Annotated in this window: 13 protein-coding genes; 12 read left to right on the forward strand and 1 reads right to left on the reverse strand. The window is 67.6% G+C overall.

All coding sequences use genetic code 11. From position 1 onward, the window contains the following. Window positions 1-22: 22 nt before the first annotated feature. Window positions 23-793 (forward strand): exodeoxyribonuclease III, encoded by a 771-nt coding sequence (gene xth / locus AC3DET_RS18805; RefSeq protein WP_488392608.1) that lies wholly within the window; start codon window positions 23-25, stop codon window positions 791-793. Between the two features lie 96 nt (window positions 794-889). Here xth and AC3DET_RS18810 read toward each other — a convergent pair whose 3' ends face one another. After that, a complete protein-coding gene (locus AC3DET_RS18810; protein WP_142125935.1) occupies window positions 890-1,147 on the reverse strand; it encodes a GlsB/YeaQ/YmgE family stress response membrane protein in 258 nt (85 codons plus the stop codon). A gap of 177 nt (window positions 1,148-1,324) precedes the next feature. On the opposite strand from AC3DET_RS18810, the gene AC3DET_RS18815 reads away from it, so the two are divergent. The 11 genes from AC3DET_RS18815 (at window position 1,325) to AC3DET_RS18865 (ending at window position 14,641) form a co-directional block, all read left to right on the forward strand. Then, window positions 1,325-1,948: a 4'-phosphopantetheinyl transferase family protein gene (locus tag AC3DET_RS18815; protein ID WP_488392609.1), complete on the forward strand. Its 624-nt coding sequence runs from the start codon at window positions 1,325-1,327 to the stop codon at window positions 1,946-1,948. After that, complete coding sequence (gene rsmG, locus AC3DET_RS18820) at window positions 1,948-2,604, forward strand: 16S rRNA (guanine(527)-N(7))-methyltransferase RsmG (protein WP_488392610.1); 657 nt, start codon at window positions 1,948-1,950, stop codon at window positions 2,602-2,604. The genes AC3DET_RS18815 and rsmG overlap by 1 nt, the downstream gene beginning before the upstream one ends. Before the next feature lie 186 nt (window positions 2,605-2,790). Next, window positions 2,791-3,588: a ParA family protein gene (locus tag AC3DET_RS18825; protein ID WP_142125932.1), complete on the forward strand. Its 798-nt coding sequence runs from the start codon at window positions 2,791-2,793 to the stop codon at window positions 3,586-3,588. Then, complete coding sequence (locus AC3DET_RS18830; RefSeq protein WP_192202826.1) at window positions 3,588-4,484, forward strand: ParB/RepB/Spo0J family partition protein; 897 nt, start codon at window positions 3,588-3,590, stop codon at window positions 4,482-4,484. The genes AC3DET_RS18825 and AC3DET_RS18830 overlap by 1 nt, the downstream gene beginning before the upstream one ends. Window positions 4,485-4,708: 224 nt before the next feature. After that, the gene (locus AC3DET_RS18835; protein WP_488392611.1) at window positions 4,709-6,481 is read left to right on the forward strand and encodes a DUF885 domain-containing protein; all 1,773 of its coding nucleotides are present in this window, start codon (window positions 4,709-4,711) and stop codon (window positions 6,479-6,481) included. A 360-nt stretch (window positions 6,482-6,841) separates the two neighbouring features. Continuing rightward, a complete protein-coding gene (gene rpmB / locus AC3DET_RS18840) occupies window positions 6,842-7,078 on the forward strand; it encodes a 50S ribosomal protein L28 (protein WP_142125930.1) in 237 nt (78 codons plus the stop codon). 13 nt (window positions 7,079-7,091) lie between these two features. Then, window positions 7,092-7,256, forward strand: coding sequence for a 50S ribosomal protein L33 (rpmG, locus tag AC3DET_RS18845; RefSeq protein ID WP_027070918.1), 165 nt, complete (start codon window positions 7,092-7,094; stop codon window positions 7,254-7,256). Window positions 7,257-7,509: 253 nt separating this feature from the next. Further along, window positions 7,510-8,919 (forward strand): cardiolipin synthase, encoded by a 1,410-nt coding sequence (gene cls, locus AC3DET_RS18850; RefSeq protein ID WP_488392612.1) that lies wholly within the window; start codon window positions 7,510-7,512, stop codon window positions 8,917-8,919. A 64-nt stretch (window positions 8,920-8,983) separates the two neighbouring features. Further along, complete coding sequence (locus AC3DET_RS18855) at window positions 8,984-10,381, forward strand: FAD/NAD(P)-binding protein (RefSeq protein WP_488392618.1); 1,398 nt, start codon at window positions 8,984-8,986, stop codon at window positions 10,379-10,381. A gap of 65 nt (window positions 10,382-10,446) precedes the next feature. Further along, window positions 10,447-13,917: a hybrid sensor histidine kinase/response regulator gene (locus AC3DET_RS18860; protein ID WP_488392613.1), complete on the forward strand. Its 3,471-nt coding sequence runs from the start codon at window positions 10,447-10,449 to the stop codon at window positions 13,915-13,917. 352 nt (window positions 13,918-14,269) lie between these two features. After that, window positions 14,270-14,641, forward strand: a complete 372-nt coding sequence (locus AC3DET_RS18865; protein ID WP_446539538.1) for a hypothetical protein — start codon at window positions 14,270-14,272, stop codon at window positions 14,639-14,641. The last annotated feature ends 52 nt before the right edge of the window (window positions 14,642-14,693 follow it).

Genomic DNA, 14,693 nt, shown 5'->3' on the forward strand with positions numbered 1-14,693 from the left:
TGCGTGGCTTAGAATCGCCGCCATGAAGATCGCCAGCTGGAACGTCAATTCGCTCAACGTGCGCCTGCCGCACCTCACGCAATGGCTGGGTGCGTTCGCGCCGGACATCGTGGGCCTGCAGGAAACCAAGCTGGAGGACCACCGCTTCCCGGACACCGCGCTGGCCGAGCTCGGCTACCGCAGCGTGTTCGCCGGGCAGAAGACCTACAACGGCGTGGCGCTGCTTTCGCGCGAACCCGTCAGCGATGTGCAGATCGGCATACCGGGCTTCGAGGACGAGCAGAAGCGCGTGATCGCCGCAACCGTGGGCGAGGTTCGCATCGTGAACCTGTACGTGGTCAACGGCCAGGACGTGGGGACCGACAAGTACGCCTACAAGCTGCGCTGGCTGGATGCGGTGCACGACTGGGTCGCCGCCGAACTGCAGGCGCACCCGAAGCTGGTCGTGATGGGGGACTTCAACATCGCGCCGGACGACCGCGACGTGTTCGACCCCAAGGTCTGGAACGACGACCACATCCTCACCTCCACCGCCGAGCGCGCCGCCCTTCACCGGCTCTACGCACTGGGCCTGCACGATGCCTTCCGCCTGCACAGCGACGAAGCCAACGTCTACAGCTGGTGGGACTACCGGATGGGTGGCCTGCGCCGCAACCTGGGCCTGCGCATCGACCTGACCCTGGTCTCCGACGCGCTGCGTGGGCACGTCGTGGAATCCGGCATCGACCGCGAACCGCGGACCTGGGAGCGCCCCAGCGACCATGCGCCCGCGTGGGTGCGCCTGGGCGGCTGATCGACGGAAACGAAGAAGGCCCGGCGGATGCCGGGCCTTCTCCTTGCCACGGGCCTTGGGTGCGTCTCAAGCGCGCACGCGGCCGCAGCGAAACCGTTACCTCGCCCTGCCCCGGGTGAACAGGTTCACGATGAGCAGCAACACCACCGCACCGATGAAGGCGGTGATCAGGAAGCCTACCCAGCCACCGCCCAGGCCAAGGCCCAGCGTCGGCAGCAGCCAACCGCCCAGGAAGCCGCCGATGATGCCGACCACGACGTTCAGGATGATGCCCTGCGACCCGTCACGCTTCATCACCAGGCTGGCCAACCAACCGGCGACGCCACCCACGATCAGATAGATGAGAAAATTCATTTCGTTGCTTCCTCCCTTGAATGGACAGAACCCCATGGTGCGGGGCACGCTTGAATCTTCAACGCGCGGCGTGAAACCGCCGTTAACTCACATGGGGGAAGCGTCCCTGCCCCTGCTACATAGCGCCATCGCAGCATGCTTGCACGCCGTGCCGCACCACGCATCGGGTCTGGCGGGATGAACTGGCGCAACGTGGCTGCGGACTGGCGGCTGGACGGCATCGCCCTGTGGTTGCTGCCGCATGCCCCGCGGCTGCGTGGCGAGCCCGCAGCGCGCGAGCAGCTGGCGCGCGTGCTCGACCTCGCACCGCACCTGCTGCCGATCACGCGCGACACGCTGGGACGGCCGCACTTCATCGCCCCGCTGCACTCGCTGGAAACCGGCTGGAGCCACAGCGGCGAGGCGCTGCTGCTGGCGCTGGGCGAGGACATCGAACTGGGCGTGGACCTGGAGCGGTTGCGCCCGCGCCCGCGCGCGATGGAGCTGGCGCAGCGCTTCTATCATCCGCAGGAAACCTCGTGGCTGCATTCGCTCGACGAGGGTGCACGCATGCTGGCCTTCGTGCGCCTGTGGTGCGCCAAGGAAGCCGTGCTGAAGGCGCACGGCCAGGGCATCTCCTTCGGCCTGCACCGCTTCCATGTCCGCCTCGATGAGGATCGCGCATGGCTGGCGGCATGCGATCCCGCGCTCGGCCATGCCGACGACTGGCACCTGCACGAATGGGCGCCGCGCGCGGACTACCGCGCCGCGTTGGCGTGGCATCCGCGCGGGGCCGCGTGGCGGCCTGCGATAATGCCGTGATGAACGACACCGCCTTTCCCGCCGATATGCGCGAAACCCTGCACCATGGCCTGGCCGCCCTCGGCCTGGATGCCGAGGCGTTGGCGCCACGGCTGCTCGCTTACCTCGCCCTGCTCGATCGCTGGAACAAGACCTACAACCTCACCGCCATCCGCGACCCGCGCGAGATGGTCACGCGCCACCTGCTGGATTCGCTGGCGATGCACCCGTTCGTGGACGGACTCGCCGCGAACGGTGGCGCACTCGCCGACCTCGGTACCGGCCCGGGCCTGCCCGGGATTCCGCTGGCCATCGCCAAGCCGGGACTGCGCGTGACCCTGGTGGAGAGCAACGGCAAGAAGGCGCGCTTCCTGCGCGAAGCGGTGCGCACCCTGAAACTGGACAACGCCCGCGTGGCCGAATCCCGCGCCGAGGCGCTGGACGAACCACAGGCCTACGACGCCCTCACCGCCCGGGCACTGGACGTGCTGGCGGGCATCATCGAGGTAGGCGGCCACCTGCTGAAACCGGGCGGGGCACTGCTGGCGATGAAGGGCGTTCGGCCTGACGAGGAGATCGCGGCATTGCCGGCGGGCTGGTCGCTGGAAGCCCTGCACCCGCTGACGGTCCCGGGTCTGGTCGGCGAACGCCACATGGTCGTCGTGCGCCGCGACTGAGCGGCGCAACGCGGCCACGCGGAACCTGTAACTCCTTGAAAAGACTGGTCACGCCCGAATGCCGGCGCGGGGCTGTCCCTCGGGCTGACCGGGAGTGGGCGCCTTGTGCGTACCCTTCATTTCGCACGGCCCCGCCCGAGCCCGCATAATCCCCCCTCACCCCGTACTCGATAAGGCGCCCCTCGCATGGCCCGCATCATCGCCGTCGCCAACCAGAAAGGCGGAGTCGGCAAGACCACCACCGCCGTGAACCTGGCCGCCGCGCTGGCGCGCGCGCCGCAGCGGGTGCTGCTGGTCGACCTGGATGCGCAGGGCAACGCCACGATGGGCAGCGGCGTGGACAAACGCGAGGTCGAGGCTTCGACCTGCGACGTGCTGCTCGGTGAGGTCGAGGCGAAGGCCGCCGTGGTGACCACCCCGGAAGGCTTCGACCTGATGCCGGGCAACATCGACCTGACGGCGGCCGAGATCCAGCTGATGGATGCGGACGGCCGCGAGCAGCGCCTCAAGAGCGCGCTGCAACCGCTGCGTGGCGACTACGACTTCATCATCGTCGACTGCCCACCCGCACTGTCGCTGCTCACGCTCAACGCGTTGACCGCCGCCGACTCGGTGCTGGTGCCGATGCAGTGCGAGTACTACGCGCTGGAAGGCCTGTCCGCGCTGATGGAAACCATCGAAGCGCTGCGCGCACGCCTGAACCCCACCCTGGAAATCGAAGGCGTGCTGCGCACGATGTTCGACATCCGCAACAACCTGGCCAACGCGGTCTCCGGCGAACTGACCACCCACTTCGGCGACAAGGTGTTCCGCACGATCGTGCCGCGCAACGTGCGCGTGGCCGAAGCGCCCAGCCACGGCCAGAGCATCGTGGGCTACGACCGCACCTCGCGCGGCGGCGTGGCCTACCTTGGCCTGGCCGGCGAGATCCTGCGCCGCCAGGCCGACCGCAAGAAGCAACAGCAGCATATGGAGCATGCGTGATGAGCGCCCCGAAGAAGCGCGGCCTGGGTCGCGGACTGGAAGCCCTGCTCGGCCCGAAAGCCGCCGAGACGCCACCGCCGGAAGCCCAGCCGGGCGAAGCCCTGCGCACGCTGCCGGTACAGCAGCTGCAACCGGGCAAGTACCAGCCGCGCACGGCGATGGACCCCGGCAAGCTGACCGAGCTGGCCGAGTCGATCAAGGCGCAAGGCGTGATCCAGCCGATCGTCGTGCGGGAACTTTCGCCCGGCAAGTTCGAGATCGTCGCCGGCGAACGCCGCTGGCGCGCCTCGCAGGAAGCCGGCCTGGCCGAAGTACCGGTCGTCGTGCGCGACCTGGACGACCGTACCGTCATTGCGATGGCGCTGATCGAGAACATCCAGCGCGAAGACCTCAATCCGCTCGAGGAAGCGCAGTCGCTGCAGCGCCTGATCAACGAATTCGCGTTGACGCACGCCGAAGCTGCCGAAGCGGTAGGCCGCTCGCGCGCGGCAGTCTCCAACCTCCTCCGCCTGCTGGAATTGCCGCCGGCCATCCGCGCGCTGCTGGAAGCGCGCCGTCTTGAAATGGGCCACGCCCGCGCCCTGCTGACGCTGTCGCCGGACCTGGCCAGCAAGCTCGCCTCCGATGCCGCCGAGCAGGGCTGGTCGGTGCGCGAAGTGGAACACCGCGCGCAGCAGTTCGCCGCCGGCAAGGTGCCGGTCAACGGCAAGAAAGCCAAGCCCGCCAAGGCGGCACCGCAGCCCGACATCGCCTCGCTGGAAACCGAACTGTCCGAGAGCCTCGGCACGCGCGTCACCATCGCCCACGGCCGCGGCGGCAAGGGCAAGCTGATCATCCAGTACACCGACCTGGACACCCTGGACGGCGTGCTGGAGCGGCTGCGCCCGCGGGTGTGATGCTTGTGCTTGCTGTAGGAGCGACGCAAGTCGCGACCGCACGCCATCAGGCCATCGCGCCTCACTCCCGAGGCGGGCGCTGACACCAGAAACCAGTCTCGTGCCGCAGCCCACGGCACGACGCGGATATCGCGCGTGTCGGCGCCATGGTCGCGACTCACGTCGCTCCTACAGAAAGCACCGATGCCGACGCTGCATTACCATCCGGTTTCCGCTTTCACCGGATGCCCGCCTTGAACCTCCGCATCGCCGCCCTGCTGCTCGCCTGCGCACCCTTGCAGGCGTTCGCCTTCGCCCCGTCCGACGCCGACCAGCGCTTCCAGGCGCTCTACGAGAAGGAATGGAAGTGGCGGCAGGAACAGACCGGCCAGGCCGATGAGGACACCGATACCAGCGGCGACAAGCGCCGCCTGCCGGACGTGGGCGCCGAGGCGCATCAGGCGCGACTGAAGGTCTGGGAACAGGTGTTGAAAGACCTGGATGGCATCGACGCAGCAGCCCTGTCGCCGGAGAATCGCATCAACCTGGCCATCTACCGGCCGCAGGTCGAGAACCTCGCCGCCGAGGTGCGCCTGCGCGCCTACGAGATGCCGTTCAATTCCGACTCGTCGTTCTGGTCCAATCTGTCGTTCATGGCGCGCCGGCCGATGAAGACCGCCGAGGACTACCGCGCCTATGCCGCGCGCCTGCGCGACGTGCCGCGCTACTTCGACCAGCACATCGTCAACATGCGTGCAGGTCTGAAGCGCGGCTTCAGCGTGCCGCGTGCGGTGCTGGACGGGCGCGACGTCTCCATCGCCACGGTGGCGGAGTTGAAGGATCCGGAACAATCCACGTTCTACGCTCCGTACAGGAAGATGCCGGCCAGCATCCCGGCGGCGGAACAGGAAGCGCTGCGCAAGGAAGTGCGCGACGCGATCGGCCAGCAGGTGGTGCCCGCGTTCGGCACGTTGCTGACCTTCTTCCGCACCGAGTACGTGCCGCAGGCGCGCACCACGCTGGCCGCGGAGGCCATGCCGGGCGGCAAGGATTTCTACGCCCAGCAGATCCGCGAATACACCACGCTGGACCTCAACGCCGAACAGATCCACCAGATCGGCCTGAAGGAGGTGGCACGCATCCAGGCCGAGATGCAGGACGTCATCAAGCAGGCCGGCTTCAAGGGGACGTTCGCGGAGTTCCTGACCTTCCTGCGCACCGACCCGCAGTTCTACGCGAAGACGCCGCAACAGCTGCTCGACCGCGCGGCATGGATCTCCAAGCGCGTGGATGGCGAAGTCGGCAAGTACATCGGCACGCTGCCGCGCGGGCGCTTCACCATCGTCGAGGTGCCGGCCGACATCGCGCCGTTCTGGACCGCCGGCCGCGGTGGCCTGGGCACGTACTGGCTGAACACCTACGACCTGCCGTCGCGCCCGCTGTACAACCTGCCGGCCCTGACCCTGCATGAATCCTCACCCGGCCATTCGCTGCAGGCGGCACTGGCGCAGGAACAGGGCGCACAGCCGGCGTTCCGCCGCGACAACTACATCTCCGCCTACGGCGAGGGCTGGGCGCTGTATACCGAGAAGCTGGGCAGGGAGATGGGCATCTACGAGACGCCCTACGAAGATTTTGGTCGCCTGACCTACGAAATGTGGCGCGCCGCCCGCCTGGTCATCGATACCGGCGTGCACCACAAGAACTGGACCCGCGACCAGGCGCTGGCCTACCTGCGCGACCACACCGCCCTCTCCGAACACGAGGTCACCACCGAGGTGGACCGCTACATCTCCTGGCCGGCGCAGGCGCTGAGCTACAAGCTGGGCGAGATCGCCATCGTCCGCCTGCGCGGCGAGGCCGAGCGCGAGCTGGGCCCGAAGTTCGACATCAAGGCCTTCCACGACGCCGTGCTCAAGCAGGGCTCGGTGACCCTGCCGGTGCTGGAAAGCCAGATCCGGGCCTTCATCGCCGAGAGCAAGGCGAGCCCGGGCAAGGCGGCGGCCGCGGCGCCGTGATTCCGTAGGGTGGGCCCCGGCCCACCTTGCCCGATCCGGCCCTCCGGTATCCGAACGCCACGATGTCGGGCCAGGGCCCAACCTACGCCCGGCGGCAGTCCCGCGGGGCGGGCCCCGGCCCGCCTTCGCCATCGACCCCGCGACACTCCACCTAAGTGCTTGCGGGGCAAGGGAAACATCGGCATAATGCGCGGCTCGCTGCGTCCGGCATGACCGGATCTGCGGCCGGAAGCGCGATTCCGGCTTGGGTCAGCAGCGGTTTTCCTGCCGTATCGCGTGGTGTCCGTCCTGCCCTGCAGGCCGTCCGCCGGGCCGCCGTCTCCCGGGCTACGGGCGACACAATTATCCATCGAGGTGCGTATGTCCCGCGTATGCCAAGTGTCCGGCAAGCGTGTGATGACGGGTAACAACGTCAGCCACGCGAACAACAAGACCCGTCGTCGTTTCCTGCCCAACCTGCACGAGCGCCGTTTCTGGGTCGCCAGCGAAAACCGCTGGGTCAAGCTGAAAGTCTCCGCGCATGCACTGCGCACCATCGACAAGAACGGCATCGACTCCGTCCTGGCCGAGCTGCGCGCGCGCGGCGAGAAGATCTGAGGAGTAATCGAACATGGCATCCAAGCGCGACAAGATCCGTCTGATCTCCTCGGCCAACACCGGCCACTTCTACACGACGGACAAGAACAAGAAGAACACCCCGGGCAAGATGGAAATCAAGAAGTACGACCCGGTCGTGCGCAAGCACGTGATCTACAAGGAAGGCAAGATCAAGTGAAATAGCGGCGCGCATGCTCTGCATGCGCCTGTGCCGCTGTTTCACCCCGGCGAAGGCCGGGGTCCAGCGCCTCCCAGAAAGCCCCGCTTCGGCGGGGCTTTCTGCTTTTCGGCTTCGGAGAGTCAAAAGCTGCCCCTCATCCGCCCGCTGGGCACCTTCTCCCCGCTTTGCGGGGAGAAGGAACTACCTTCGGGTTTTCTTTACCCGCGAGCACCAGCAGAATCGATCCATCCCACTTGGACGGATCCACCACATGGACTGGTCCCTCGGCACCGCCCTGCTGATCGTCGACTGGCTGATCCGCCTGGCGGCGCTGTGGTGGATTCCCAGTCGCACCACGCCGGCCGCCGCGCGCAGCTGGTTGCTGCTGGTCGGTTTCGTGCCGCTGTTGGGCCTGCCGCTCTATCTGCTGCTCGGCCATCCCTGGCTGTCGCGCGAGCGCATTGACCGGCAGTCGCGGGCCACCGACGTGATCCGCGAGGAACAGCGTCCGCTCAGCGCGCTGCGCTGGTCCCCACGCGAGGGCGCTGCCGTCGAAATGGCGCCCCTGATCGAACGCCAGGGCGCCTTCATGCCCACCCATGGCAATGCCGTGGACCTGCTGGACGACTACGACGCCTCGCTGCGCGCGCTGCTCGACGACATCGACGCCGCCACGCAGCAGGTCCACCTGCTGTATTACCTGATGTTCGACGACGCGGTGGGCGAAGCGATCGCCGCCGCACTCTGCCGGGCCGCCGCACGCGGCGTGGCCTGCCGCATGCTGCTCGATGCCGTCGGGGCGAAGCGCGGCTTGCACGCCTATGCAACACGCCTGCGCGCCGCGGGTGTCGACGTACACGACATGCTGCCAGGTGGCCTGCGCTGGCGACGCAGCGGGCGCATGGACCTTCGCAACCATCGCAAGGTGGCGGTGATCGACAACTGTATCGGCTACGTGGGCTCGCAGAACCTGGCCACCGCGACGTTCGTTCCCGGCCATCCGAATCGCGAACTGGTGGCGCGCGTGCGGGGCCCCGTGGTCGCGCACCTGGAGGGCGTGTTCGCCAGCGACTGGTACATCGAAACCGGCCAGCGGCTCGAGGTGCACCCCGACCTGACGGTGCAGGCACAGGATGTCGCCGCGCAACTGCTGCCCAGCGGACCGGCGTATCCATTCGAGAACGCGCGCGACACGGTGAATGCACTCATCCACCTGGCACGTCGCAAGGTGGTGCTGACCACACCGTACTTCGTCCCCGACGACGCCACGCTCAGCGCGTTGCGCATCGCCGCGTTGTCGGGGGTGGACGTGCAACTGGTGCTTTCGGCCACCAACAACCAGACGCTGACCGCGTGGGCGCAGCAGTCGTACTACGAAGAGCTGCTGGCCTGCGGGGTGAAGATCGCGCTGTACAGGCCGCATTTCCTGCATGCGAAACACCTGACCGTGGACGACGGCATCGCCCTGGTCGGCTCGATCAACCTGGACATCCGCTCGTTCGCGCTCAATGCCGAAATCGGCCTGGTCTGCTACGACACCGGGGTGGTCGCGCACATCCGCGCGATCGAGGCCGACTACCTGGCGCATGCGGACCACGTCGAACGCGATGCCTGGCGACGACGCCCCGGCTGGCAGCGCAGCCGGGAAGGCATCGCACGGCTGGCCGACTCGCTGATGTAGGGTGGGCACACCCTCATACGGCTTGCACATGAGGGCCGGCATGCCGTTCGCCTACAATGGCGACATGAGCGCTGCCACGACACCCCGCCTGCCGCCCTGCGACCTCTCGATCATCGGTGGCGGTGCCGGTGGCGTACTGGCGGCGATGCAGGCACTGCGCCAGGCCACCACGCCGCTGCGCATCGTGATGATCGAGCCTCGCGACGTGCTGGCGCAGGGCGTCGCGTATGCGACGTCCCATGGCGAGCACGTGCTGAATGTCCCCGCAGGCCGCATGAGTGCCTTCGACGACCGGCCTGCCGATTTCCTCGACCATGTCGTGGCCACCACGCCCACGGGCGGTCCCGACCGCGAGACGCTGGCGCATGCGTTCATCGAGCGTCGCCGCTACGGCGACTACCTGCGCACGCGACTGCAGGAAGCCATCGCGGCCAGTCCAGCCTTGCTGCAGGTTGTCCACGACAGCGTGCTTGAGCTCGACGCGCGCGACGACGGCGCGACGCTGCGACTGGCCGGGCATGGCGCGCTGGAGGCACGTGGCGTGGTCCTGGCCGTCGGCAACACGCCCAAGCCGCTACCTGCACGGGGTGCGCCGCAACTGCCGGAAGGCCATTCGATCGCCGCGTGGGATTTCGATGCGGTGAAGGCGATTCCCGTGGATGCCGACCTCTGCATCGTCGGTTCCGGCCTCAGCATGGTGGACACCGTGCTCAGCCTCGCCGACAACGGCCACGCCGGCACGATCCACGTGTTGTCGCGGCACGCGTTGCTGCCGCTGCCGCATTGCCACGGACCGGCTGCGACCTACGATCCGGCTCCCCTGCAGACGATGGACCTGCGCGCACGCATGCGCTTCCTGCGTGCGGCAGCGAAGCAGGCGGTCGCCGACGGACTGCCGTGGCAGGCGGCCATGGAGCGCATCCGCCCGCACGGCCAGGCGCTGTGGCAATCGATGTCCGTCGCCGACCAGCGCCGGTTCCTGCGCCACGTGGTGCGCCAGTGGGATGTGCACCGGCACCGCATCGCGCCGGAGGTGCACGCGAAACTGCAGGCCCTGCTCGATCGCGGCCAGTTGCGGCTGCACCGCGGCCGCCTGGACACGGTGATGGCCGAGGGACGTTGCCTGCGCGTGACCACGCATACCCGCGACGGCCGTACCGACGAGTTCGACGTCGACTACGTGGTCAACGCCACGGGGGTGGAGATGCGCGCGCAGACCATGCGCAATCCGCTGCTGCACGACCTGCTGGGCAAGGGGCATGCGCAGGCGGGTCCGCATGGCATCGGCCTGAAGGCGGCGCGCGACGGCCGCATGGTCGACGCGGAAGGCAACCCGCAACCGCGCGTGTTCATCCTCGGCAGCCTGCGCATCGGCTGCGTGTGGGAGAGCATCGCCATTCCCGAACTGCGCGGCCAGGCCGAGACCGCCGTACGCGAGCTGCTCGCCACCACGCCCGCCTGATCGCCCGCCGCGGCACGCGCCACGCAGTACACTCGGCGACGGGTTGAGCGCCGGGGGAGAGGGCGTTGGTTTCCAGCTGGATCCTGCTGTTGGTGTCCGTCGGCTATGCCGCGCTGCTGTTCGGCGTGGCGTGGTGGGGCGACCGTCGCCCGATGTATCCCGACCGCCCGTGGTTGCGGCCGGTCGTCTACAGCCTGGCCTTGGCGGTGTACTGCTCGTCCTGGACGTTCTACGGGGCGGTCGGCAGCGCGGTGCGCAACGGCCTGGGCTACCTGCCGATCTATCTCGGCCCGGTCCTGCTGCTGCTGTTCGGCTGGCGCATCATCGAACGGCTGGCCCTGATCGCGCGCAGCGAGAACACGGTGTCGATCGCCGACTTCATCTCGTCCCGCTACGGCCGTTCGCGCCGTCTCGCCGCACTGGTCACCGTGATCGCGCTGATCGGCGTGGTGCCGTACCTGGCGTTGCAGTACAAGGCCGTCGCCATGAGCCTGAGCGTGCTCAGCGGCGAAGGCGGCGACAGCACGCATGGTTTCTTCACGGACCCTGCGCTGTATGTCGCGCTATTGATGGCGCTGTTCGCCGCACTGTTCGGCACCCGCCAGGTGGACGCCACCGAGCACCACCACGGCATGATGCTGGCGATCTCGCTGGAGTCGGTGGTGAAGCTGGTGGCGATGATCGCGGTGGGCGTGTTCGCCTATCTGTGGCTGGGCGGGAACAACATCCACGTCGCGGACTCGGCCCGCACGCTGTTCGAGAACGCGCCTCCGGTCGGCTTCATCGCGCAGACGCTGCTCGGCTTCCTCGCCATCGTGTGCCTGCCACGCCAATTCCACGTGGCCGTGGTGGAATGCAGCGACGTGGGCGATATCCGCAAGGCGCGCTGGCTGTTCGGTGGCTACCTGGTGCTGTTCTCGCTGATGGTGGTCCCGGTCGCCGCCGCCGGCATCGCGCTGTTCGGGGGCACCAATGTGGCCGACGACAGCTATGTGCTGGCGTTGCCACTGGCGGAGGGCCGCACCGCGCTGGCGATCGTCGCCTATGTCGGCGGCTTCTCCGCGGCGACCGGCATGGTGATCGTCGCCAGCATCGCGCTGGCCACCATGGTCAGCAACGACCTGATCATGCCGGTGCTGCTGCGCCGCGGCTGGGCCGAGCACCATGCCGAAGCGGATGTGGCCTCGCGCGTGCTGTGGATCCGTCGCGTGGCCATCCTGCTGCTCGCACTGACGGCCTACTCGTACTACCGCAGCAGCAGCAACGACAGCACGCTGGCGTCGTACGGCCTAATGGCGTTCGCCGCGGTGGCGCAGTTCGCCCCTGGCCTCATCGGCGGCCTGTACTGGCGTGGCGCCAGCCGGCGCGGCGTGGAAGTGGGCATGGTGCTGGGCTTCGCCACGTGGATATACACGCTGCTGCTGCCCACGATGACCCAGGCCGGCTGGTTCGATCCGCACTGGCTGCATGCCGGTCCGTTCGGCATCACCTGGCTGCGGCCGCAGCAGCTGTTCGGTCTGAGCGGGTGGGACACGCTGACACACGGAACGTTCTGGTCGCTGCTGGTCAACACCGGCGCGATGATGATCGTCTCCGCGCGCTCGCGCCCCGGCGTGGACGAACGCCTGCGGGCCGCGCCCTTCCTCGACCCCTACGCACAGCGCCCCGCGCTGGTGGCCGGCGAATGGCCCGGCAGCGTGCGCGTGGGTGACCTGTGCACGCTGGCGGAACGCGTGGTCGGCGAGCGCCATGCGCGGCGTGCATTCGCCGAACAGGCGCAGCTGCTGGAACGCGAACTGCAGCCGAATGTGCCCGCCGACCGCGTCTGGGTACAGTTCACCGAACGCCTGCTCGCGGCCGCCATCGGCGCCGCCTCGGCGCGCATCGTGCTGACCAGCGTGCTGCGCGGCTCGGGCATGGAGCTGGGCGAAGTGGTCGCGGTACTCGACCAGGCCGGCCAGGAGCTGCGCTTCAACCGCGAGATCCTGTCCACCACGCTGGAGAACATCAGCGCCGGTGTCAGCGTGGTCGATCCCGACATGCGGCTGGTGGCCTGGAACCGCCGCTACCAGCAGATGTTCGGCTATCCCGACGGCATGCTCTACGTGGGCCGTCCGGTGGCCGACCTGATCCGCTACAACGCGGAACGCGGCGAACTGGGCGATGGCGACATCGACGAACAGATCAACAAGCGCATCCGCTACATGCGCGCTGGCTCGCCGCATATTTTCGAGCGCGTGCGCGCCGATGGCCAGGTCATCGAGATGCGCGGGCAACCCCTGCCCGGAGGTGGCTACGTCACCAGCTACAACGACATCACCGACTTCAAGCATGCCGAAGCACAACTGCTGGAAACCAACGAGACGCTGGAACAGCGCGTGGCCGAACGCAGCCAGGCCGCCGAGCATGCGCAGCAGTCGCGCACGCGCTTCCTCGCGGCCATCAGCCACGACGTGCTGCAGCCGCTGAACGCGGCACGCCTGTTCGTCAGCGCGCTGCGCGACAGCGAACAGGGTGCGGATGCACAGGCCCAGGAACGCCAGCACCTTGCCGAGCGCGTGGACGCGTCGCTGCGTGCCGCCGAGGAACTGCTGGACGGCCTGCTGGATGTCTCCCGCCTGGATGCCGGCGGACTGCAGACGCAGATCAGCGATTTCGATGCGGGCGAATTGCTGCGTGAACTCGCCGCGCAGTACGCGCCGGTCGCCGCAGGCCGCGGGATCAGCCTGCGCGTGCACGCACGTCCCATTCCGGTGCGCAGCGACCGCCGCCTGTTGCGCCGCGTGCTGCAGAACTTCCTCGCCAATGCGCTGCGCTACACGCGCGACGGGCGCATCGTGATCGGCATGCGCGCACAGGCCGACAAGGTGGTCCTGCAGGTCTGGGATACCGGCCCCGGCATTCCCGAAAACCACATGCGGCAGATCTACGACGAGTTCCACCGCTACCAGCAGCCGTTCGACTGGGGCGAACGTGGCCTCGGCCTGGGCCTGTCGATCTGTCAGCGCATCTCCCGCCTGCTGCAGCACGAACTGGATGCGCGCAGCAAGGTCGACCATGGCAGCATGTTCTCCATCGTCGTGCCGCGCGGCAGCCCCACCAGCGAACGGCGCGCGTCGCCACGACGCACCGCGCTTGCAAACGATTCGCTTGCCGGGCTGCGCGTGCTGTGCGTGGACAACGACCGCGAAATCATCGACGGCATGCAGGCCCTGCTCGGCCGCTGGCAGGTGGAAGTACTCACCGCCACCACGGTCGACGAAGCGCTCGAGAAGATCGCACAGGCACCGACCGTGATGCTGGTGGACTATCACCTGCACGACCGCCTCGATGGCCTTGCCACGCTCGACGCCCTGCGCGCCGCCAGCCCCGGCCCCATTGCCGGCGCCCTGCTCACCGCCGATGGCCGCGACGAACTGAAGCGCGAAGCCCGCGAACGCGGCTACCGGCTGCTGACGAAGCCGGTCAAGCCCGCCTCGCTACGCGCCTTCCTCGCCGCCCACCACGTGTCCGCACCGCTACCCGCGGTGGATTGAGCAGCCCCGCCGCGCCTGCCCTCACGTTCCGCGACTGAACCAGGCCGCAGAATGGGAACCAGTTTCATGTAGCAATGGATCGCAGAGTCCGTATCGGTGAGCGACAAACCTCGGCGATCCAACACGCAAGTTGCCCGCACAAACCGATCCCGTTATCACCTCGCATTCGCCTTGCTATTTGATCGCCACCCTACTTCACGCAGATAACACCGACGGCAGATCCCGAGCGCTCGACTTCTGGCCCCGGCAAGGGGTTGAATGAGAAGGTCATCTTCCTGTTGACGCCTCACTTCGCCGCCTGAATACTCCGCGCTATTACCCCGAAATGGGGTCTACTAGGTGTTAGAGCGCTATGGGGTTCTGGGATCGCCCAATCATCTACATACAGGTCTATCCCGACCACCTGATGGCCCGCGTACTAGGCGGGGAAAGGTCCATCCGTCGAGACTGTCATGCTCTGGATAACCGCAGAGGGCCGGTCGAGGACTTCTCGCGCATTCGCCTCCTGCTGAAGGAGATGGTTCGCGAGCTGGCGCCTGGCTTCTCACTGCGTAGGCCGACCGCATTGATGCACTTTATCCCTGAGCATTACACTCCCAGCCAGGAAGAGCTGGAGCAGTTCAAGCGTACCGCGGAGCGTGCAGGAGTATCCTTCTGCTGGATGTCCAAGTGGGAAACACCACACACGGACAAAGAGCTGACAGATTTCTTCGGCGCGCTCTAACAATTCGTTCAAGCCGAACCCGCTTCGCGGGTCGGCTTAACTCAAGGTGTTA

The organism is Pseudoxanthomonas sp. 97-1-1, from assembly GCF_057773125.1.